Here is a 21,794-nt window from a genome sequence, read left to right as displayed (position 1 = left end):
CTACTTGACGGGGTGCAGTTCAAATTTTCCGACAGCCTTTTTTAGTTGGCGGAGTGACAGAGGAAGCATCACTCCGTTATGTAATATTATATAACAAATTGAGATATGATAGTTGCCGGAAGAAAATAGATTCTGTATAATCGTAACTAGATTTCATACCGGGGGAGCAGAGAATGGAAACGCTAACTATACAAGTCGTAGAACCGAGCAATGAGCATTTGATCGCATTGATAGCCAAACTGGACGATTACTTATATTCGCTGTACCCTGCAGACGAAGTGTTTGGCGTTGATTTGGAAGGGGCCAAAGTGAATGAGATGGTGTTCGTCCTTGCCTATTGGGACGGTGTGGCTGCCGGCTGCGGGGCTTACCGCCCGCTAGATGCGCAGGCTGCCGAATTGAAACGGATTTTCGTGGATCCTTCTTTCAGAAATAAAGGGATTGCGTCAAGTATCTTGTCATATTTGGAGCAGGAAGCGGCGCAGACGGGGTTTACATCCTTGCTCCTCGAAACCGGGCCCATGCAGCCCGAATCGATAGCGCTGTACAAGAAATTCGGATTTATCGATATCGAGCCTTTTGGAGAGTACGTGGATTGCCCCAGCAGTATATGTATGGAGAAAAGGCTTCTTTGACACAACTATAGCTTCAATGAAACCAGGCTTTTGCTTCGGAGCTGTTTAATCTCCAGATGACGAAGACCGGCAAGATCAAGCCAAGCAAAAATCCGACGTTGTACCAGACGGCGAACTCCACGATCCGCAGCGCAATAAGAATGCCAGAAAGCGCGATGGCGGCCTTGCGACGGGATTCCTCGGGATAATTCAAGCGAGCCACGATCCAAACGGCCGCAACGCCAAAACTAATCATGGCTATGCATAATGTTTTCTTGAGCATCCCTGCACTGCCAAAAGAGTAGAAGCCGTTAACGATATTCAAAAGTGCGGCAGCGTAAATCAGAACTTGGACGAACGTCACAACCGGCGGTTTTTTCGAACGGGCTGTTTGATAATTGTACATATCGCTGCTCCTTATTCCTATGGGATGATTGAAGAGGAGAGAGGGGACATGAAAACGGCTTGATGTGCCAATCTTTTCCTGATTCATCCTTCCCAAGGAAAGGCCGGTTTATTCCATAGTCAAAAAAGCGATCTGATTTAGTAAATAATCATTGACGAAAGGATGTGCAGCTATGGCAACAAGTAGTGAGATAACGATGAGAGACGCCACCCTTCACGACTTACCGGCCATTGTGGCAATCTATAATTCGACGGTTGCGGGCAGGATGGTAACGGCCGATACCGAGGAGGTGTCGGTCGAAAGCAGAAGGAAATGGTTCGACGAGCATTCGTCGATATCCCGGCCGTTATGGGTCATGGAAAAAAACGGAGAAATTTGCGGTTGGCTGAGCTTCCAATCGTTCTACAACAGACCTGCTTACAATGGGACGGCCGAGGTAAGCATTTATTTGCGGGAGGATACGCGCGGAAAAGGGTACGGCACTTACCTGCTACAACAAGCGATCGACGCATGCCCCAGACTCGGGGTCAAAACGCTGCTCGGGTTTATTTTCGCTCATAACGAGCCAAGCCTTAAACTGTTCGCCCGATTCGGGTTCGAGCAATGGGCGCATTTGCCCGGCATCGCCGAATTGGACGGCGTCGAGCGCGACTTGATCATCGTAGGGAAGCGGGTTGTTACTTAGCTCTCCTTGAACAATTCAGCCCTTCATAACCAATTGATATGATAAATGATCCTTAGACACTTGCTCTCCATGTAGAGAGCAGGTGTTTTTTAAGTCGTGCAACATTTTAGCCGGAAGTCACGTCAAGGAGATTGTAAACGACAAAATATGGAGCATTGGCTCCATGGGTTGTTATCCTACATAAGGTGATTACAGGAGGTATATGACATCATGAAACCATTCAAAGTACTCGGAACTGTCCTGGCCGGCGCGCTGCTGGCAACCAACGTTGTATCCGCCGCTCCAAGCGAGCCTGCGACGGTAAAGCCGCTGCCGATTTCCGCTTCCACTCCGCAGGATTCCTACGGCGGTCTAAAATTTGTTCTTGTGATCAATGGAAAAGGATTTTCTCCGGAAGAGAACCCGATCTATGTAGGCGCTAAAAATGAAATTATGATACCGATCCGCGCTGCCGCCGAAGCTCTGGGTTATAAGCTGACCTGGAAGCCGGATACGCAGTCGCTGGAGCTGGTTCAAGGCAACCAATGGCTGACCCTTCAGATCGGACAAGACCAATACGGTTTTGCCAAAATGCTCGTTCCGCTCGAGGTGGCGCCGGAGTTAACGAATGAGAAAACGTATGTTCCGTTGTCCTATTTCGAAAAGGTGATGAAGCTTCAAGTGAAGGCGGACGCAACAGGAACGATCAATATCGATTCCAAGAAGCAAGAAAGCGGCGAACAGGCGGCGAGCACAACCAAGCAAGGAACGGTTACCAGCATTACCTACCGCGATAAAGGCGGAGAGATCGGCCTTAACGGCTATGGGCACGGCGTACGATTGAATATTTCTGACGAAACGGAGATCGTATCCGACACGAACCAGAAGCTGACGCTTGCCGATCTGCAGCTTGGCATGGTCATCGAAGCGGAGCACAGTCTGGTTATGGCCATGAGCATGCCGCCGATGACCCATGCGAAAAAGATTATCGTGAAACAAAGTCCTGCCACACAGCAAACTTTAGGTACGGCAGGTGAGATCGAGGAGATTACTTCATCGGCAGAGGGGACAACGCGTCTTACGATCAAAGGGAATAAGCTTAGCGACGGATCGCATGACACGGTAGTCCTGAATGTAACAGGGGATACACCTGTGATCGGAACGAAGGATAATCAACCGGTTGCCGCAGATCAGCTTAAAAAAGGCGATAAAGTGTATGCCTTCTATGGTCCGATCTTGACCAAAAGCTTGCCGCCAATCGGCCAAGCCGTCAAAATCGTTGTAGAAAACTAAGTTGATGTTTTAAATAACAACTGCTCAAGCAGGCTCCCCCTCGGGAGCCTATTTTTTTGCCATCGGCCGAGGGCGTTTAACGAGGAAATGCAGAGAAGCCGACTCTCTGCTTTGAGAGAACCGGCTTCCCGATGTTTAAAGCTTTTTGCTCACAAGGGCCATACTAATCGCCAATACTAGAAAATACATCGGCATGGTGACTAACGAACCGTTGTGAAGATAACTCATCCCGCTGGTGATAAGGCTGACCACGACGTAATAACCTAATCCGAAAATAGCGCCCGCGGTGCCAAGGACATCGCCATAATTGACGAGTGCCAGACTAAGGCAATTAGGAATAGCCATACCGATTCCCAGGAGGAGGATAAAGATGGAAGCTACCATGAGCACCAATCCTGCTGCGGAAGGGCTTATGCCACAAAGTGCAAGAACGGCGAGACCTACGGCTCCCGCCATCGTGATGAGGGAACCAAGAAAAATAATTTTTTCCGCCGGGACCCGGGTCAGCAGTTTCTTCGACAGCATCGCACCGAGGATGGAAGATAGTGCCACGAAAATTCCCAAAAAACCGAACACGCCCGGACTCATATGAAAAAACTCGATAAAAATGAACGGGGCCTCGGCATAGTAACTGAACAATATGCCGTTTGTCGCTCCGATGAGAAACCCGAATGCCCATACTCTTCTGTCGGAAACCAAGCGCTTGGCTACAGAAAACGTACGAATACCGGAGCTCGTGGACACTCTTGTCTCAGGCAGAGAAAACAAGGTGTACGTAAAAATGGCGGCGCTCATCACCACAAGAGTGAAGAACACACCTCTAAAACCGAACGCTTGATCGACCCATCCGCCAATGAACGGCCCGATGGCCGGCGTAAAGGCAAGTGCCGCAGAGATCTGAGCAAACACGGCATGACGCTTGGCTCCGTCGATACTCTCACGGAGTATGGTTTGCGTCACCACCGAACCGGTGCTGGCGCCAAAAGCTTGAATGAACCGGCTTGCCAGCAGCCATTCCGCCGAACCGGACAGGTAGCTTCCCAAGCTGCCTAGGGCATAAACCAAAATTCCCCAAAGCATAGCGGGACGCCGCCCGATGAAATCCGAAAGCCTTCCCCAGCAAAAAACGCCAACGGCGAAACCGAGAAAATAAATGCTGAGTGTCAGTTGGATCGCATTGCCGGTTGTATGCAGGCTATTTGCGATATCCGGTAAGGAAGGTGTATAGATCGTTTCGCTAATTTGCGGGAAACCCACAAGAATGATTAACAGCAATAATGATGGTGTTGAGATTTTTCTTTGCACAGCCAATCCCCCTATAATTCAAAAATCTCAATGAGCCGGCAAAGAAATTACGGGATCGGGGGTTTGCATTTGCTCAATCTGGAAAAGGATAGCATTGTTTTTCACCTTTATTCTTTTATAGGGGGGAGATCTATAGTGCATTCTAGCAGGATTTCGGGAGTCTGTCGATAACCAGAGCGCATTTTTACAATATGACCATATTGTAAAAAACGAAAGAAAACAATATAATCATATTGTAAAAAATGAAAGGAGCATTTTGCCATGCCCAAAAAAGTCGATCTTACGGAGAGGAAAAACCAGATCGCATCCGCTACTTGGCGTGTGATATTAAAGCATGGATTGGATAAGGCGTCGATCCAACAAATCGCAGATGAAGCCAGCATCTCGGCCGGGATGATCCAGCATCATTTTTCGTCGAAGGATCTATTAATTTATTACTCCATGAAGCTGGTGTTGGATCGGGTGCATGAGAGAGCCATGACTCGGACGAAAGCTTTTCAGGGGACGGATGAAGAAGCGATCAGAAGACTGATGAAATTTCTCGTTCCCGTCAATCTGGAGGAGCTGTCGGAGCGAAGGGTGTGGGTTGCGTTTCTCGGGCAGTCCTTCAGCAATCCGGAGCTACTTGAACTGCAGCAGCAGATGAACCATTATACAAGGTATATCATGGGGATGATTGTCGATCTTATGGGCGAGCTCGGTTATCTTCGACCGGACTGCAACCGGGAATTGGAAGCGGAGATTGTTTATTGTTTTATCGAAGGGCTGATCATCCATGTGCTTCAAAGCCCGGAGCAGTACCCGGAAGAAACCGTGGATCTGCTCATCGACTATTACTTAACGAGAAAAAGAGGGGATCAAGCGGATGGATAAATTTGCGCTCATTATCCTTGCCGTCGTTATTGTGCTGATCATTCGGCAGCTTATCCCCAAAAAGGTCGATGGATTCGATCTCCTCGGACTGCCGATCATGGCGATCATCCGAACTTATGCCGGTCTGCCCGATAAATTGGACAGCGTTATTATAGCCGAATTAGTCAGTCTGCTTGCTTTAGGCGCAGTTGTCGGATATTGGCAAGCCAAGAAAACGAAGGTGTTTTATCGCGATAACCAATTATGTACGGTCGGAGGGTACCCCTATATTATCGGCTGGATTGCGATACTAGCCGGAAAAGTGATTATTTTGTTGTTGTTTAATTTTTCCGCCATAGTGTCATCCTTCGATGCAGGTCAAGAACAGTTTACGAATGAAATCACTCGTTTTTCGGCTGACTGGTTGATCTGGTCTACCATCACCGCATCGTCCATCCTATACAGCTTGACCTTGTACAGGAATCATCCGGGAATCAGGGGTTTTATTCATGAACGATTGAAAAAGGTCGGACAGTAACTTCTTCTTGACCCTAACGCAGCGTGATCCTTTATTCTAGGGATCAAGGCGGTGAAACATCATGAAACTATTTATTGAAAATACGATGGATCAGTATGAAGCGTTGTTCGCGATGCCCGAAGAAAAACGTGAGGATTACTTTCGGTATACGATGATGGGGCCCTTTGAGGAGATGTGGAAGACGATTCGCGTTCCGATGAAGGCAAGTCATGCCGGGGCATACAATGTGGTTATGGCCACGAAAATGCTGGGGTATCTGGACGTGAAAGAGACGGACATCGGACAAGCAGGCTTAAAGAAGCTCGAAAAAATCGATATCAACCATGTAGCCGAGCATACGCTGCTTCATTGTCTCGATCGAATGGGGGAAGCCGGTCTGCGAGTAGACGCTGCATCGCTGCGCTTCGGCGCGTATCTAGCCGATCCTCACAAGCTTGCATATACCAAGGGGTACTCCGGCTTTGGAGGAATCCCCGGCTATATTCAACTGATGATCTATCCCAACGACTATAACATCCCGAGAATCCCGGCGATTATTGCCCATGAGCTTCATCATAATGTTCGCTTTTCTTATTTTGATTGGGATCACGGCAACGTAACCGTGGGGGATTACATCATCATAGAAGGTCTGGCGGATTCTTTTGCCAGTACGCTGTACGGAGAGAATGCGATGGGGCCCTGGGCGACATCGTACGAGGAAGAAGACTTGCTCTATTCCATCGAGGTCATTCGTCAAGCGTTAGAGGTCAAGGGATTTGCCGAAGTGAGCAGCTATATGTTCGGTGATGAGATTGCAAGGGAACAAGGATATCCACTTGTCGGGCTTTCCTATGCCGCCGGATACGCGGTTGGCTACTATACCGTGCAGCAATATTTGAAAAACACAGGAGCTACGATTTATGATGCAACGCGAATGACTACAACAGAAATTATTGAGGGCAGCCGAGTTTTTTGAGTAGATTCCGCGCATTTGGCATAGAGGGGAACAATATCTTAAATTTTTCTGCAAGTCCTTCCAAGGACTTGCTTTTTTGGCGTGAACATAGGAAGGTTAATAGGTTAGTATCGATTAGTTCATGCTGCGGAGGGATGGCAAGTTGCGGAAGCTTTTCAAAAACAACGCAGGCCAATTGCGGCTCGGATGGGATTTGTTCTTATCCGTGCTCTTGTTCGTGGGTTTGCAATTCGCGATTATACTCATACTGTCGGTCAAATGGGGCGGCAAGTCACTCGTTTCTTCTGTTCGACCGGAGCTGATTACCCCGCTGGGGGGAATTGCAGCCACGCTTCTCATCTGGATGCTACTGAAAAAACGAAGCTTGCGGGATCTGGGCATGCGCTTGACGTTGGCGGGAGTTCGTGAGTTCGGTGCCGGCATTGTACTGGGCCTCGGTTTCATGTCGATGCTTGCGGGAATTCTGGCGGCCGCCGGTGCGGTTACGCTTCGGATCAATCCATCCTGGAGCGCGTCCGGCCTGTTCTGGAGCCTGATGATGTTTATATGGGTCGGCTTCTCGGAGGAAATGTTTTTCCGGGGATACATTATGAAAACGATGGAGTCTTTAAAATACCGGCTGCCCTTCGCCTACATACTGTCGGCGATTTTGTTCGCTTTGATTCACCTTGGAAATAACGACATTTCGGCCTTGGCGGTTTTCAATCTTTTTCTGACTGGACTGTTATTTTCTTGCATGTTCGCGATAACGGGGAACTTATGGATGCCGATCGGCTATCATTTTGCTTGGAACTATGCGCAGGGCAGCCTTTACGGACTAGCCGTCAGCGGGAATGATGTGAATGGGGTATTCGAGGCTTCGTTTCAAACGCATTTAGTTTGGCTGACCGGCGGAGACTTCGGGCCGGAAGCGGGGCTGCTGGATACGGGAATGAGTGTTCTCGGTTTTATGGTGTTGTATGCGTGGCATAGAAGACGGCAGAAGCGGGCGACTTGAAAGCATAACAAATATCTACTTCGCGCATAGGGCTTGCCAATGCAGCCTGCCTCCACATCATGGAGAAGGGGCTGCATTTGTTCAGTGAAAAAGACGGATACGAATATAAAACCATCGGCAGCCTAGGACCGAAAAATAAAATTTTAGACTGCCGCTGTTTTATTCAACTAACGTTTCCCGTTTATTTAACGATGAACTTCTTTCTCTTATGCTAGTCCAATACCTTTGTCAAATCCAAGCATGATGTTCATATTTTGAATCGCTGCCCCCGAAGCACCTTCTCCCTCAGTATGTGAATAATTATAATTAAATTTGTATAATTATTCAATATCGATCATTGAGCTATCCTGTCCATTAGCTGCGCCATCATTAGTTTACGGGATACAAGTTACTCATTGGCATGAAGTATGCATAACAAATATTAACTTCGTGCATAGTAAAGGCGAACGTATGCGAAGAAGGAGGCATTTTGACGATGACAGAAAGCGACAAAGAGCAAGCGGCCGAGGCGAACCGATTGAACTATTATGACCAGACGGACGATGTGGTGAACGAAGTGCCTGCGACGACGGATGTCAACGAAGCCGTCGAGGCGATCACCTCGCATATCAATAAATACGATGTACCGGAGGATGAATTGAAGGAACAATAACAAGGTCCAAGCACGTATCAGGATAAACCTGGTGCGTGCTTTTTTCATCTCTTTTTTTCTTAATAAGCAGCGGGCCTCCTCCCATGATGGAAGTTCATTCATCAATTAAATAATACGGACAACAAGCCCTGTATATATATAGGATATGCATAATTTGAACGTTGCAAGATCCTTTTGGAAAAAAGGAGGGGGCCAAGATCCGACGATCGGTTGGGAAAAGTATTCCCAGAAAGGAAACGTGGGAGAAAGTTACAGGGAGAACCAAATTTATTAATGATCGCGCGATATTAGGTCTGCTTCATGTCAAAATGGCTGTCAGTCCGCACGCTCATGCGAAAATAATATCGATCGACTCGTCTGAAGCCATGAAAATTCCAGGTGTCAAGGCGGTCATAACAGGGCATTATTACCCAATGTTGACCGGGTCGCCGCTGGCAGACCGGCCACCGATCGCAATAGATAAAGTAAGATATTACGGCGAGCCCGTCGCCCTTGTTATCGCGGAACAAGAATACATAGCAGAGATGGCGGCTCTCCAAATCAAAGTGGAGTATGAGCTTTTACCGGCCGTCCTTTCTCCAAAGGAAGCTTTTCAGAACAATGCTCCGCTCGTTCATGAGCGTCTTGCAGAGTACAAGCGGCACGAAGAGGTTTACCCGGAGCCGGGAACGAATATCGCCAGCCGAACAAAAATACGCAAGGGGGATATGAAGGAAGGATGGAGGAATAGCCGCCATACCGTTGAAGTCGAGGTTAGTTTACCGCAATCGGATCACGCAGCCATAGAAATGAGATGCAGCACAGCAGAGATTAGTCCCGACGGCATCGTCATCATCCATTCCACTTCACAATCGCCCTATGTCATCCGAAGAACAATCAGCCGATCATTTCATATTCCGTCTCATAAAGTGATCGTTCACACGCCTCTGGTCGGAGGCAGTTTCGGCGGAAAATCCGCGATTCAATTGGAATACCTTGCTTTCTTGGCATCCCGTGCCGTTGGTGGAAAAGCTGTAAAAATCGTTAATTCCCGGGAGGTGGACATGATCTCCTCTCCAGTCCATATCGGATTGGATGCCAAAATCAAGCTTGGTTGTAATCATGAAGGAAAATTAATGGCCGCGGAAATATTGCATCTATACGATGGCGGAGCGTATTCGGATCGAGGCGCGGTCATGAGCCGGGCGGGAGCCGTCGATTGTACGGGGCCATACCGCATCGACAACGTTCATTGCGATTCTTTATGCATGTATACCAATCACCCTTACTCCACTTCCTTTCGAGGGTTCGGCCATCCGGAACTGACGTTAGCCATCGAAAGAGCGATCGATTTGTTGGCGGGTCAAGTAGGTATGGATCCGTTGGAGTTTCGCTTTCATAATGCGATAGGGCCAGGGGATACATCCCCGACCCAAACTTTACTGGATCGAAGCAATCTGGGCGATTTGCCTATGTGTATTGCAAAATTGAAAACGTTAATCCATTGGGACGACCGTCCGCTGCGTGAAATCGATGGCCATCTTATCAAGGCGAAAGGGGTATGCTGTTTTTGGAAAACTTCGAATACGCCTACAGACGCCGGAGCAGGAGCCGTTGTCCTCTTTAATCCCGACGGAAGCGTGAATCTGCTTTGCGGTGCGGTAGAAATCGGCCAGGGAACGAGGACGGCGCTAACTCAACTGTTGGCCGAACGGTTGCGAATGGATGACAAAATGATCCATATTTCGACGGAAGTGAACACTGAAACCGATCCCCATCATTGGAAAACGGTGGCGAGCCGCAGCACCTTTTTAGTTGGCAATGCGGTACTGAATGCGGCCGACGATGCCATCGTCCAGTTAAAAAACATAGCTGCAATCGTATTGCAATGCTTGCCGAAAGACTTGGATGTCGGAGAGGGCAAGGTTTTCTTGAAAGATCGCCCCGATATGGGGATACCAGTTGAGAAACTCGCGAACGGCTACACCTTCCCAAATGGGAATACGATCGGCGGTCAAGTCATCGGACGCGGAAGCTATGCGATGCGTCATTTAACCCCATTGGATCCTGAAACCGGTAAAGGAAATCCCGGTCCGGAATGGACGGTAGGCGCTCAAGCGGTAGAAGTGGAATGGAATACGAAAGATTACACGTACAAAATCGTGAAGGCGACAACGGTTATCGATGCCGGCAAGGTGATCAATCCGGAATTTGCCCGCAGTCAAATTAAAGGCGCCATGAGCATGGGCTTAAGTTTTGCCAGTCGGGAAGCTTTTTTATTTAGTGATCAAGGCACTATATTAAATCCACAATTTCGAACCTATAAATTGATTCGTTACGGAGAGCAGCCACAGTACTTGGTTGATTTCGTCGAGACGCCTCATTTGGAAGCTCCTTACGGATTGCGCGGAATCGGCGAGCATGGCTTGATCGGCATGCCTGCAGCATTGGCGAACAGCTTGACGATCGCCACAGGAGCAGCGCTTAATCATTTGCCTCTGACGCCTGAGATGATCTGGAGGACGATCCATGATTCCGTTTGACTTTGAATACTATAAACCATCATCCGTTCGGATGGCTGTGGAATGGTTCCAGCTTCTGCAACAGCAGGGGAAGCACCCGATATATTACGCCGGAGGGACGGAAATCATCACATGGGCTCGAACAAACTCCATTCATCCAGGTGCCGTTATCGATTTGAAATCCATTCCGGAGTGCAAGGTCATGGAAATACGGAACGATAAGCTGATTATCGGCGCTTGTGTTACGTTATCGGCTTTATCCGCGGCGAACCTGTTCCCGCTGCTTGGTGAAACGGCACGGGGGGCCGCTGACCAAACCGTCCGGAATAAAATCACGTTCGGCGGAAACATTTGCGGCAAAATTCATTATCGGGAGACCGTGCTCCCGCTTCTGCTGGCAAACAGCCGTATGGTTATCGCAGGAATACAAGGGATAAGGGAAGTTCCCATTCACCAAGTGTTCCTACAGCGATTGAGATTGAAAAATGGCGAATTTCTTGTGCAGACCTTCACAGATCGAAGCTATTTATCATTGCCGTTCGTTCATTACAAAAAACGGCAGATTGGCAACGTCGGTTATCCTCTCGTAACCGTAGCTTCGCTCAAGAAAGATCATCGGATTCATACCGCCTACAGCGGCGTCTGCTCATTCCCGTTTCGCTCCGTTGAAATCGACCGGGCGTTGAACGATTCCTCCATCCCGTTGGAAGCAAGAATTGAACAGGCGATTGGCAAATTACCTGCTCCAGTATTACAAAATGCGGAAGGTTCCGCGCTTTATCGGAAATTTGTGTTGAAACAAACGATGGCTGAAGCGGTACATGCTTTGGAAAGAAGGTGAAGCATGACGTCGCGCGATACCGCTATGTATCCGGTGGGAATCGAAGTGAATGGAGAGAAACGAGCGATCCGAGTAAGGGCTGCGGATATCCTTTTATATACACTGCGAGACAATCTCGGACTGACGGGGAGCAAATCCGGTTGCGATAACGGTGACTGCGGCACGTGTACGATATTGGTCGACGGCTTGCCTATAAAGTCGTGTCTGATGCTCAGTGTGGAAGCTGACGGAAAGCAAATAACTACGATCGAGGGTTTGATGAACTCACCGGTACTACATGCCTTTGTTCGAAATCAGGCATTTCAATGCGGTTATTGTACTCCCGGCTTCATTGTGAACTGTGAAGGCTTGCGGAATATGCTCCCGCATGCAGATGAAGAAACAATCAGGATATGGCTGGAATCCAACATTTGCAGGTGTACGTCCTATGAGGAAATTCGCAATGCCGTGAAGGACGTTTTTAATCTGAAGTCATGATGGGGAACCCCATGCCTTCCGCCAGCTTAAGGAGGGGTGCATTTGGAAGAAATACATCGTATTTTGGAAACGATTGAACGTACCGACTTAAGAAGCGTGCTTGCGACGATAACCCGAGTGGAAGGAAGTGCTTACCGTAAGGAAGGGACCTCCATGCTGTTTTTGGAAGACGGCTCGCAGATTGGAGTTTTAAGCGCCGGCTGTCTGGAGGCGGGGCTTTCGGCCTGCGTACCGGATATTTTGGAAACAGGCGTTTCTCGCACCTTCGTATTCGACATGCAATCATCGGACCCGCTGTCCTGGGGGGAAGGACCGGGCTGTGGCGGTGTTGTTCATGTAATGATGGAACCGGTCAATGATAGATTTGCGGATCATTTATGTACTTTGAAGCATTATTTGGATCATCACATCGAGGTCATGCTCGTTAAAAGCTTCGCCTCGGACGGTTCTGTCGCCGGTTATGGTTTCTTGACCGAGGATCGGTACTTGTTCGGTGAATGGAAGGGACAATTTCCGCAGGCGCTTTTCGATTGGACGTCGTCCGGCGATTTGCGGAGGAGCGGAATGAGATTTAGCTCATCTGTGCAATCCGACGTTTTCGTTCATACCTATTACCCCAAGCCACGCCTGATTATATTTGGAGCGGGACCGGACGCCAGGCCGCTTGCTGCATTTGCTGCAGTTGCCGGCTTTTCCGTTGTCGTCTCCGATTGGAGACCCGTCTATTGCGACCGGCGTTATTTTCCGGATGCTGAATCCATCGTATTGGGATTTCCGGAGGAAACGATGCAAAGGATTCCATTTACGTCATACGACTATGTAGTTGTCATGACTCATCATTTTCAGAGGGATCAGCAGTTGGCTCGATTGCTATCTGAGCGGCAGCTTTGTTATCTCGGGATTTTGGGATCGAAAAAAAGAACGGAATGCTTGTTAAAGGGGGTAACGTTTCCGATGAAAGTTCACTTTCCCGTTGGACTTGCGATTGGAGCAGAGGGCCCGGAGGAAATCGCTGTGAGCATCCTTGCCGAACTCATACACCGAAAAAACAGAAAGCCGGAAGTTGTTATCCATGAAGCGGAATAAGATTATTGGCATTTATTTGGCGGCAGGGCAAAGCATCCGAATGGGAACGGATAAACTTCGACTTCCCTTAGGATCTATGCGTTTGGGAAATTATGCGTTGGCCGCGGCCTTAAGCTCTGAGTTAGATTATGTTTTGGTCGTATCCAATGATACTTCTGCTGATTGGATAGATAACGCATCTTATCGGGAGCCGATCCGTCGGAAATGGTCCGTTATTCATTGCTCTGAGGCGCACTTGGGGCAAGGGCATTCCCTGCGGTGCGGCGTACAGGCTGCACTCGTGATGGAAGCGGCAGCCGTGATGGTTTTACTGGCGGATCAACCTCTCGTTACAAAAGAGATGATTCATGAGCTGCTTCTTCGTTTTCAAGCGAACACCGGCATTGGTTTCGTGGCCTCAAGATATGGCGGCTTGGCCAGACCGCCGGTTATTTTTGCCCAGCGAGTGTTTCCGGATCTCCTGCTGTTGCAGGGCGACCAGGGAGCGAGACAGCTTATTCGAAAAGAAAGGTCGGGAATTTACATTGATTTCGCAAGCCCGGACCTGTTCATAGATGTGGATCATGCCGAAGATTACAGGGTTCTATCCGAATCTTGGAAGTCTTGAACAACTTGTTCAGCGTTCGTATATAACGCAAGCGGGTATAGGTAGTTCTCCATTTGGACAGGAGTTTTTATTGGCAGGGCGGATTCCTTGGAAACCGGGCGAAATGGTTCGGGAGCATTCAAACCTTGATTCCATTGCTTTACAAGCTTCGCTAACGTGTTTAAATGATCGGCCCATAGACGTTGATTCTTTTGCTCAAAATTGCCGCTTTCGGACCATTTCGTACAAACTCGTATCATGTCGGCAAGATTGGCATAGCCCGATCGAAGATGCTTCATCTGCCGCGTCAGCTGATTCAAGGCTGCGCGTTTTTTGGTGCCAAACGGATTGTAACTTAAACTTTGCTCCGCTTTATCCAGCTCGGTTGTCGCTTGATGAAGCTCCTGGAATAATGCTTGCAATTTTGTTTGCAAAATTTGAGCGTTGCTTGAGGGGCAGCCTTCTTCGACCCAATGTGCAGTCGTTATAAAATGGTTAGATAGATGATCCGCGAAATGGCTCATCTTTTTTCGGGCTTTGTTCACGGAATCGGGAGGGAATACCATCACATGGATCAGGATGGCAACGATAGCGCCGATAATGGTATCGCGTATCCGATCAAGGGGGTAGCTCGGCATCTTGCTTTGAAAGTACAAGACCAATAAAATGCTTAGAGTGACTTGCACCATGACAGCATGATCCCATTTCAACCACGCGGCGATCATCGTCCCTACAAGAAGGAAGAGTCCTAAACTCCAGCCGCTTAAGCCGACATAAGGCGCTATCCATGCAGTGAAAAGGACGCCGGCAATCGTCCCCAAAACACGCTGCCATGCAAATTGTATCGATTTGTCGACGGTTAGTTGGATAGACAAAATGACCGTCAGGGGAGCCAGGTAAGGATGCTTGGATCCGGCCCATTCCGCGAGTACCCAAGACAGTGCCGAAGCTAAGGGGATTTTCCATACAAACCCTTTGTATTTGATAAAATCAATCATTTTATTCGTCATTTTGGCAAGCTCCATTCATCTTATCCGTTCAGTAGTGCCCATATGGTCATCGCAATGATACCGGCAACGACTTTAATTTCTTTATTTACAACCATTTCGCCAGCAATGTTTCCGAGAGCAATGCCCGTAATATAGGTAAAAAACGTTATTAGCAGCAATACAATAAAACCTAACAATGTTCGGATGGAGTATTGCCAAATCGTATCCATAAATCATCTCCATATGCATCATGCGCCCGGTGCAGTCTTTTTATTCCAAAAATCCCAACTTTTCATACGTCTTTAGCGAGACGACACCGTTAGGCGCCAAGCGGTGATCGCGTTGAAATTGTTTTACGGCTGCGGTTGTATTCGAGCGGAACTTGCCGTTGCATATTCCATTGAAGTAACCGGCACTTTTCAAACGGGACTGAATGAGCTGCACGTCACCTCCGACGTCGCCCTCCGCCAAATCCCTCGGTTCATGATTCAGATCTCCCAAGACATGCCCGTGAATTTTTACTACGGTACCGAGCGGAATCATATCGTATAACTCGATGACGTCGTTATTGCGCATGCGGATGCAGCCATGGCTCAAATGCTGCCCAATGGAGTGAGGTTTGTTTGTCCCGTGAATCCCGTAATATCCCCAAGGGACGTTTAGACCAAGCCAACGCGGACCAAAGGAAGGCCCCCAATCTTTTCCCTTATAAATAACTTGGTATTCTCCAACCGGGGTAGGAGTGGATAGATTGCCGACGGCAATGGGGTATGTTTTGAATCGCTGTCCATACGCCCACACAACGAGTTGATGACGTTGAGGATAAACCTCTATCGTATACATTCCATGGTCAGCCACAATCGGCAAGGGTGGATCATCGTATGGAGCAGCATGAGCCATTTCATGGGCCACGGTCAAAGTCAGCAATGCTATTGTGATGGTGCGCAGCAGAAGGGAATGAAGATATCGCATTTTTTTCTCCGGGAGTGAATATTTAACATGTATTTTTTAGGTTATCCATAGGGTAGAAGTTCATTCATCAAGTTAAATTCGACGGATAACAATTTAAAAAGCTCGTTGACTTTTACAGCAAATGGTAGTAGTATTTTGAAACACTCACAAATTCAGAAGGGAGGTAACCCATTGATTGACGAGCTTCGCAAGATCGGTCTGTCAGATTTGGAGGCAAGATGTTACATCGTGCTTCATGAGGAGCCGAAAATATCCGGATATGAGGTAGCTAAAAAAGTTTCGGTTTCCCGCACAAATGTATACGCTGCACTTCGTTCATTGACCGACAAGGGCATGTGCCGGGTGATCGAAACCGAGCCTGTTCTGTATGATGCCGTACCTATTGAGCAGGTTGTTCGATTGTTGCATACGGAATTTGAACAAACGACGAGATTGCTTCTGGAGCAGTTGCACTCGCCCCCACGGACTTCGCCGTCCTTCTATAGCTGGCAAGGGGACAAAGCGATTGAAACCGCGATTCGGCGGTTGGTATCGAATGCAGACAAAAGCATAATCGTCGATATTTGGTCCGAAGATATTCACTGGGTGGAAGAACCGCTGATGGAAGCGGAGAAACGCGGCCTTGCCGTCATACTGATCACGATCGGCGAATGCCATACGCGGCTGAAGAATGTTCTGGTACACAAAAGAAGCGATGATAGGAACAATCCCATTGCCAGAAAATTTTCTATGCTTTGCGATTCCCGCTCGACCTTGCTCGGCAGTTTTGGGCAGGGGCTCAGACCTACAGTCTTGGAAACCGATCATCCTTCGCTTGTTGAATTGCTGCAAAATACGTTCTATCACGACGTCGTTATGGAACAGATTGAGCGGGATTTCAGCAAGCAGCTGGCGGAAAAGTACGGGGACCATTACGAACGCATTATCGATTCCTATCGGAAATACTTGTGAAAGAGGAGTATTTCCTTTTTTTTGCAACTTGAAAGGCGCTATCCTATTTTTTACGCACACAAAAATAACCCCTTTATACAAAGTTAACTTGACTCTGTGTAAAGAGGTTTGATGGAAAGTCCTTTTATTTAAACATAGTCCATGCTCATTGGCTTACCATGATGGAACAATCATTCTCCAATGTTCGTTGTATATGAACCCCTTTATCGTCTTTTCCACCACACATACCTAGATGAAACCTTCCTCCAGTTCCTGGTTCTATATAAAATCCTTTCTCAAAAATAATTCCATGGCGATACCTTTCATCGTGTAGTTTTGAACAAACGGTGCAATAGTACATGCAAACTCACCTCTTCTTATGAAAGTAATTCAAAATTTGTAATCCGAGAGTATAGGAAACAATCCATAAAATAATATTCACCACCTCACCTTTGAAAACAGCATATCGTAAAGTGTTGAGATGTGTGCAAGTCCATTGAGATCGTATTGAGAAAATGGCAACGCTTGAGCTAAATGTGAATCTTTTTTTCATCATGGTCATGCACATTTTTCAACGTCCCGGAATAGATTATTCCAGAACTTCAATACTTCTCAATGGGATGTGAAACGTAATGAGTAAAGTACAATCAGCATTGGCATCTCCGGAAGTAGCCGGCAGTCGAGGCCGCGGCGCAGGTGCGGATGACGGGGGTCAATCCAAGTTTCGTGAAATGGTGACCCATCGTAAGAAGGGTTGGAGACGCATCATTTGGCTCATATGGGCTCTAATGGGACCAGGTTTAATCGCCGCTATTGCTAATAATGATGCAGGCGGGGCGATATCATACGCTGTAACCGGGGCGACATTCGGCATCGGGCTATTTGTTCCCTTGGTGTTGTGTCTTGCACCTCTGACGTTTACGATTCAGGAGATGAGCATGCGTCTTAGTGCGGTAACTCAAGAAGGATTTGCAAGATTGGCCTTGCGACGGTATGGGAAGTTTTGGGGATATTATCACATCTCGACGCTTGCTTTCGAGAATCTGCTGATACTGATTACGGAATTCATCGGGATGACGGCGGGCCTCGTCCTCTTAGGCCTTCCTCTATGGCTTAGCTCTGTCCTATGTTTACTGCTCGTCGTTGGCTTCGTCCTTTTTACCGGATATTGGACAAAGGAGCGGCTTGCTCTATTTTTGGGTGTACTCAATGTAATCTTTTTAGTGGTTGCGGGCATGACACATCCGAGTATGTCGGCAATCGGGCATGCCTTTGCAGCTTGGAATGTTCCGACAGAATTGCAGGACGGTGTCATGTGGTTCGTGATCGCAACGGTCGGAAATGCTGTCGCCCCGTGGATGATTTTTTTTCAAGGAAGCGGTACGGTGGATAAGGGAGTTACGGCAAAAGAACTGCGGTTGGGCCGAATTGATACCGCGTTAGGCATCATTATTCAAGTCATTATCGCAGCAGGCATCATTATCGCTGGGGCGGCACTTCATGGCCATGTACAAAATATGAGCGACTCAGGTCCAGCTGATATGATCAGCGCGTTTAATGACGTTGCAGGGCGTTGGCCGGCAATCCTCTTTGGTCTTGGATTGTTCAATGCCGGCTTCTTAGCTTCCATAACCGTTTCGCTATCGTCTTCCTGGAGTATTGCGGAATTGTTTGGCTGGTCGAAAAGTCTCAATGACAAGATATCGCAGGCGCCGAAATTTTATGCAGTCTATATTGGCAGTCTGGTTCTTGCAGCGATCGCCATTTTGATACCGAACTTGCCGTTAAATTACTTCTCTGTGATCGCACAAGTCATCGGTGGTATTCTGATGCTGCCTCTGCTGATTTTTATGCTCTTGATGACGAGCGATAAGAAGCTGATGGGAGAGTACAGAACCAAGAGGTTCGGTAAACTATGCGGTTGGTCGATGGTTACTCTGCTTGTTGGATTAACTTTAGCCTCTTTCTGGAATACGTTCTTCCAATAAAGGAACAAAACCGCTAACAAGCGGTTTTTTAATACATACAGCCAAATCGTGCGCTTGACACAACGGATACGTTCAAGTACAGTATAGATATCTACAAAATACAGAATTTTGTACATTGAATGGAGAGGGGTGTCGTTCTATTTTAGAAGAACTGAATTCGAAAAGCGGCATGCTGATCCAACGGATCGCCGAAGAACTTCTGTTTGTCGAACCGGGCGAACGAATCCCAAAGATCGAAGATTTGTCCAAGAAGTACAATGTTGGACGAGGTACGGTGCAAAATGTGCTGAAAAAGATGGACGAGCGCCAATGCATCGCTCTGGAATCCCGCGGTCATCTCGGCACCTTCTTAAGAAGCAAAGACTTGAGCATGCTGCTCGCTTATTGCGGTTCCAACAGCATCGTAGGGGTCATGCCCTTGCCATATTCCAAGAAATACGAAGGATTGGCGACGGCGCTGCATGAGGAGTTCGGCACCTTGAACCTGTCGTATCATAGCGCCTTTATGCAGGGGGCGACGGTTCGTTTGGACAATATTATGTCCGGCCGGTACGATTTTGCGCTCGTATCTCGTTTTGCCGCGATGGAAGCGATCTCAAAACATAAGGAATTGAAGATCGCCAAGGAATTCGGGCTGCATTCGTATGTTTCCGAACACGCACTCGTATTTTCCGAGGCGGCGAATGGTATTCAAGACGGGATGAAAGTCGGCATCGACAGTGATTCGATCGACCAGAAGGCGCTGACGCTGGCGGAAGTCAAGGACAAGCGGGTGGAATATGTAAACGTTAACTACATGCACTTGCTCAAGCATTTGAAGGCCAAAACGATCGATGCGATGATCTGGAATGTCGATGAAATCGACGATGCATCGCTTCATGTCGCGCCTCTGACGGCGAAAGAATCGCTTGCGATCGCGCAGCAGATGAGCCAGGCAGTTTGTGTCATTCATCAGGACAATAAAAAAATCGAGTATTTGTTCCGTATCATTTCCGACGAGCGGATAACGGCTCTGCAGCATGAAGTTGAAGCCGGCAGACGAATACCGAAATATTGACGCAGGAGAGTGAGAGCATGTCCATGTTAGCCGAACGGCTGGAGCTTTTATTCGGGACCGACACCATTACCGCGCATGCCAAACATGTTTGCGAAGCAGCCATCCAGCAGTTTATCGTGCCGGGTGAAGAGAAAAAATACACGAAATTGATCACTCACTTGGCAATGGCTCTTACGCGTATCGAACGAAAGGAGGTGTTGAACGCTCCCCCCGGAGAACTGATGGAAGAAGTCTTGCAGTCCGAGCATTACGGGCAAGCCCGACAACATGTGGCGTGGATTGCATCCATCTGCAACGCCGAATTGCCCGACGAGGAACGGCAATATCTTGAAATGCATTTTGTTCATGCATTAACGGATTGAACCAGGCGTAAGAAATCGAATAGAAAGAAGGAATGAGCGTGAAAATTGTCATCGGCGGTCAAGTAGAGAAGAAAGAAATTGAAGCATTGGTCAAGCAATACGGGGGCGACGCGGTGGAAACGTTCGTCAAATCCGACCTGGAAGCGGCGGTGGCGCTCAAGACGGGACAAGCCGACTACTATCTGGGCGCGTGCCATACGGGCGGCGGAGGCGCGCTGGCGATGGCGATCGCCGTAGCAGGCAAAGCACAATGTGAAACCGTATCCATGCCTGGTCATCCGCCGACCCCGGAAAAAGTAAATGCGGCCGTCGCCAAAGGCGCCAAAGCATTCGGATTTACCGGCGATCATAAAGAGCAGGCTGTTCAATTGATTATGAATGCTTTATTGCATAAATAAAATCGAACACAGCAACCAAGAAAGGGCTGGTCTGCATGTTGGAGGCGTTTTTGTTAGTCAGCATCGGTATGATTACGGCGGTGATGGCCAATCTGGGCATCGCGGTCTTTAACGACGGCCTGCGTCCTATCATTCCGGAAAATATGGAAGGGCGCATGAGCCGCAGAGAGCTCGGAATGACAGCGTTTGCAATGAGCTTCGGGCTCGTGATCGGGTTCGGCATTCCGATCTCCATTTCAGGAAGCATTTTGCTCATTCACAGTATCCTGCTCGGCACGGACATTATCGGACTCGCTTTTCGTCGCGGCAAACTGACAACGGTGATGGCGGGCATCCTCGGCGGTCTGTATGGGGCAGGTATTTATTTTGGCTTGCAAGCGGTTGTGAAAGCGTTTCAAATGTTACCGCTTAACTTTATCGATGGATTCAACAAAATAGGCGAGCCGGTCGTCGTGTCGTTCATGGCCTTTCCTGCGATTGCGATTGCGCTCCAGTTCACCGTCAAGAAGGGCATTCTGGCTTTTGCCGTGGCGGCGCTGGCCCGGCAGCTTGTCGTCTACAGCAACACGGCGAAGCTAATCAAAATTAACGGCACGGCGGTCGTATTGAGCCCCGAAGGGATTGCGCTCATTGTCGGCATGGCGTTCTTGATCGGTTTTGCAATGAAAGAAAAGTCCGAAGATCAAAATCTTTCGGCTCTGGCGTCCATGTTTACAGACCGGGTGGCGCGCATTAAAAAGTATTTCTGGGTCATCATGATCAGCGGTGGGCTGGTGGCCGCAGCGACCAATTTGCTGCTCATCGCGGGAGACCCGATTTCGCTTAACTTGCTGTCGAGCGGAAAAATTACCGAAGGCGGAATCGCCGCTCTGGCGAAAGCGATTGGTTTCGTACCGCTGATTGCGAGTACGGCCATTGCCACGGGCGTGTTCGGGCCGGTCGGCTTCACGTTTGTGTTCGGCGTAGGCATTTTCTCGCCCAATCCTTGGCTGGCAGCGATCTTCGGCGCACTTGTCATTTTCCTCGAAATTCAGACGTTGTCGAAGCTGGCCAAGTTTCTGGACCGTTACCCCGGCATTCGCGCTTCGGGCGAAAATATCCGGACTGCGATGACCCGCGTGCTGGAAATCGCGCTTCTCATCGGGGGCGCCAACGCGGCCAATGCCATCGTACCGGGATTCGGTTTCTTCGGCATCGCCGGTTTCTATTTGCTCAATGAAGCGGCGGGGCGTCCCATCGTGCGGATGGCCGTAGGTCCGGTCGGCGCGATTGCAGTCGGCATTATCGGCAATATTCTCGTGCTTCTGGGGCTGTTCACACCGATAAAGTAA

Annotated in this window: 25 protein-coding genes; 19 read left to right on the top strand and 6 right to left on the bottom strand. The window is 48.5% G+C overall.

The window, feature by feature from the left end:
• Positions 1 to 173: 173 nt before the first annotated feature.
• On the top strand, positions 174 to 635 hold the full coding sequence (locus tag ET33_RS30960; protein ID WP_036691317.1) for a GNAT family N-acetyltransferase: 462 nt from the start codon (positions 174 to 176) through the stop codon (positions 633 to 635).
• A gap of 13 nt (positions 636 to 648) precedes the next feature.
• On the opposite strand, the gene ET33_RS30955 is transcribed toward ET33_RS30960, so the two are convergent.
• Positions 649 to 1,020, bottom strand: coding sequence for a hypothetical protein (locus ET33_RS30955; protein WP_036691314.1), 372 nt, complete (start codon positions 1,018 to 1,020; stop codon positions 649 to 651).
• A 172-nt stretch (positions 1,021 to 1,192) separates the two neighbouring features.
• On the opposite strand from ET33_RS30955, the gene ET33_RS30950 reads away from it, so the two are divergent.
• Both ET33_RS30950 and ET33_RS30945 read left to right on the top strand, forming a co-directional pair.
• A complete protein-coding gene (locus ET33_RS30950; protein ID WP_036691311.1) occupies positions 1,193 to 1,705 on the top strand; it encodes a GNAT family N-acetyltransferase in 513 nt (170 codons plus the stop codon).
• A 210-nt stretch (positions 1,706 to 1,915) separates the two neighbouring features.
• A complete protein-coding gene (locus ET33_RS30945) occupies positions 1,916 to 2,977 on the top strand; it encodes a copper amine oxidase N-terminal domain-containing protein (protein ID WP_051775851.1) in 1,062 nt (353 codons plus the stop codon).
• 135 nt (positions 2,978 to 3,112) lie between these two features.
• On the opposite strand, the gene ET33_RS30940 is transcribed toward ET33_RS30945, so the two are convergent.
• The gene (locus ET33_RS30940; protein WP_036691308.1) at positions 3,113 to 4,282 is read right to left on the bottom strand and encodes a multidrug effflux MFS transporter; all 1,170 of its coding nucleotides are present in this window, start codon (positions 4,280 to 4,282) and stop codon (positions 3,113 to 3,115) included.
• A gap of 261 nt (positions 4,283 to 4,543) precedes the next feature.
• Between ET33_RS30940 and ET33_RS30935 the strand changes: the two genes are divergently transcribed.
• The 10 genes from ET33_RS30935 to ET33_RS30895 all read left to right on the top strand — a co-directional run bounded on the left by ET33_RS30935 (position 4,544) and on the right by ET33_RS30895 (position 13,788).
• Entirely contained in the window at positions 4,544 to 5,155 is a 612-nt protein-coding gene (locus ET33_RS30935; RefSeq protein ID WP_036691305.1) for a TetR/AcrR family transcriptional regulator, read from the top strand.
• Complete coding sequence (locus ET33_RS30930; protein ID WP_036691302.1) at positions 5,148 to 5,672, top strand: hypothetical protein; 525 nt, start codon at positions 5,148 to 5,150, stop codon at positions 5,670 to 5,672. Before ET33_RS30935 ends, ET33_RS30930 begins: the two co-directional genes overlap by 8 nt.
• Before the next feature lie 61 nt (positions 5,673 to 5,733).
• Complete coding sequence (locus ET33_RS30925) at positions 5,734 to 6,627, top strand: DUF2268 domain-containing protein (RefSeq protein WP_036691300.1); 894 nt, start codon at positions 5,734 to 5,736, stop codon at positions 6,625 to 6,627.
• A 142-nt stretch (positions 6,628 to 6,769) separates the two neighbouring features.
• Positions 6,770 to 7,624: a CPBP family intramembrane glutamic endopeptidase gene (locus ET33_RS30920; RefSeq protein ID WP_051775849.1), complete on the top strand. Its 855-nt coding sequence runs from the start codon at positions 6,770 to 6,772 to the stop codon at positions 7,622 to 7,624.
• Between the two features lie 475 nt (positions 7,625 to 8,099).
• A complete protein-coding gene (locus tag ET33_RS39395; protein ID WP_167336453.1) occupies positions 8,100 to 8,276 on the top strand; it encodes a hypothetical protein in 177 nt (58 codons plus the stop codon).
• A 221-nt stretch (positions 8,277 to 8,497) separates the two neighbouring features.
• Positions 8,498 to 10,798 carry a xanthine dehydrogenase family protein molybdopterin-binding subunit gene (locus ET33_RS30915; protein ID WP_258959119.1) on the top strand — a complete coding sequence of 767 codons (2,301 nt, stop codon included), beginning with the start codon at positions 8,498 to 8,500 and terminating at the stop codon, positions 10,796 to 10,798.
• A complete protein-coding gene (locus ET33_RS30910) occupies positions 10,785 to 11,618 on the top strand; it encodes an FAD binding domain-containing protein (RefSeq protein WP_036691298.1) in 834 nt (277 codons plus the stop codon). Before ET33_RS30915 ends, ET33_RS30910 begins: the two co-directional genes overlap by 14 nt.
• A 3-nt stretch (positions 11,619 to 11,621) precedes the next feature.
• Entirely contained in the window at positions 11,622 to 12,095 is a 474-nt protein-coding gene (locus ET33_RS30905; protein WP_051775847.1) for a (2Fe-2S)-binding protein, read from the top strand.
• A gap of 42 nt (positions 12,096 to 12,137) precedes the next feature.
• Entirely contained in the window at positions 12,138 to 13,181 is a 1,044-nt protein-coding gene (locus ET33_RS30900) for an XdhC family protein (RefSeq protein WP_036691295.1), read from the top strand.
• Positions 13,168 to 13,788 carry a nucleotidyltransferase family protein gene (locus tag ET33_RS30895; protein WP_036691293.1) on the top strand — a complete coding sequence of 207 codons (621 nt, stop codon included), beginning with the start codon at positions 13,168 to 13,170 and terminating at the stop codon, positions 13,786 to 13,788. Before ET33_RS30900 ends, ET33_RS30895 begins: the two co-directional genes overlap by 14 nt.
• Here the strand turns inward: ET33_RS30895 and ET33_RS30890 are convergent.
• The 3 genes from ET33_RS30890 to ET33_RS30880 are packed head-to-tail and all read right to left on the bottom strand — an operon-like array spanning position 13,755 to position 15,656.
• A complete protein-coding gene (locus ET33_RS30890; RefSeq protein WP_036691291.1) occupies positions 13,755 to 14,777 on the bottom strand; it encodes an FUSC family protein in 1,023 nt (340 codons plus the stop codon). The two genes, ET33_RS30895 and ET33_RS30890, sit on opposite strands and share 34 nt — an antisense overlap.
• A gap of 20 nt (positions 14,778 to 14,797) precedes the next feature.
• Complete coding sequence (locus tag ET33_RS30885) at positions 14,798 to 14,986, bottom strand: hypothetical protein (protein ID WP_036691288.1); 189 nt, start codon at positions 14,984 to 14,986, stop codon at positions 14,798 to 14,800.
• A 40-nt stretch (positions 14,987 to 15,026) separates the two neighbouring features.
• Entirely contained in the window at positions 15,027 to 15,656 is a 630-nt protein-coding gene (locus ET33_RS30880; RefSeq protein WP_235206869.1) for a L,D-transpeptidase family protein, read from the bottom strand.
• A gap of 243 nt (positions 15,657 to 15,899) precedes the next feature.
• Here ET33_RS30880 and ET33_RS30875 point away from each other — a divergent pair, with 243 nt between their 5' ends.
• Positions 15,900 to 16,679 (top strand): TrmB family transcriptional regulator, encoded by a 780-nt coding sequence (locus tag ET33_RS30875; protein WP_036691282.1) that lies wholly within the window; start codon positions 15,900 to 15,902, stop codon positions 16,677 to 16,679.
• A gap of 145 nt (positions 16,680 to 16,824) precedes the next feature.
• Here ET33_RS30875 and ET33_RS38050 read toward each other — a convergent pair whose 3' ends face one another.
• Positions 16,825 to 17,019, bottom strand: coding sequence for a DUF3973 domain-containing protein (locus ET33_RS38050; RefSeq protein ID WP_081890584.1), 195 nt, complete (start codon positions 17,017 to 17,019; stop codon positions 16,825 to 16,827).
• A gap of 271 nt (positions 17,020 to 17,290) precedes the next feature.
• Between ET33_RS38050 and ET33_RS30870 the strand changes: the two genes are divergently transcribed.
• The 5 genes from ET33_RS30870 to ET33_RS30850 all read left to right on the top strand — a co-directional run bounded on the left by ET33_RS30870 (position 17,291) and on the right by ET33_RS30850 (position 21,794).
• Positions 17,291 to 18,646, top strand: coding sequence for an NRAMP family divalent metal transporter (locus ET33_RS30870; protein ID WP_036691280.1), 1,356 nt, complete (start codon positions 17,291 to 17,293; stop codon positions 18,644 to 18,646).
• 115 nt (positions 18,647 to 18,761) lie between these two features.
• Positions 18,762 to 19,703 carry a GntR family transcriptional regulator YhfZ gene (yhfZ, locus tag ET33_RS30865; RefSeq protein WP_268808341.1) on the top strand — a complete coding sequence of 314 codons (942 nt, stop codon included), beginning with the start codon at positions 18,762 to 18,764 and terminating at the stop codon, positions 19,701 to 19,703.
• A gap of 17 nt (positions 19,704 to 19,720) precedes the next feature.
• Positions 19,721 to 20,065, top strand: coding sequence for a PRD domain-containing protein (locus ET33_RS30860; protein WP_036691278.1), 345 nt, complete (start codon positions 19,721 to 19,723; stop codon positions 20,063 to 20,065).
• A 38-nt stretch (positions 20,066 to 20,103) separates the two neighbouring features.
• Positions 20,104 to 20,463 carry a DUF2620 domain-containing protein gene (locus tag ET33_RS30855; RefSeq protein ID WP_081890583.1) on the top strand — a complete coding sequence of 120 codons (360 nt, stop codon included), beginning with the start codon at positions 20,104 to 20,106 and terminating at the stop codon, positions 20,461 to 20,463.
• A 50-nt stretch (positions 20,464 to 20,513) separates the two neighbouring features.
• Positions 20,514 to 21,794, top strand: a complete 1,281-nt coding sequence (locus ET33_RS30850; protein WP_235206866.1) for a YhfT family protein — start codon at positions 20,514 to 20,516, stop codon at positions 21,792 to 21,794.

Origin of the sequence: Paenibacillus tyrphae (genome assembly GCF_000722545.1) — a bacterium.
GTDB classification, from domain to species: Bacteria; Bacillota; Bacilli; order Paenibacillales; family NBRC-103111; genus Paenibacillus_G; species Paenibacillus_G tyrfis.
The sequence above is the reverse complement of the archived record's forward strand: the minus strand, read 5'-3'. Positions and strand labels throughout refer to the sequence as shown.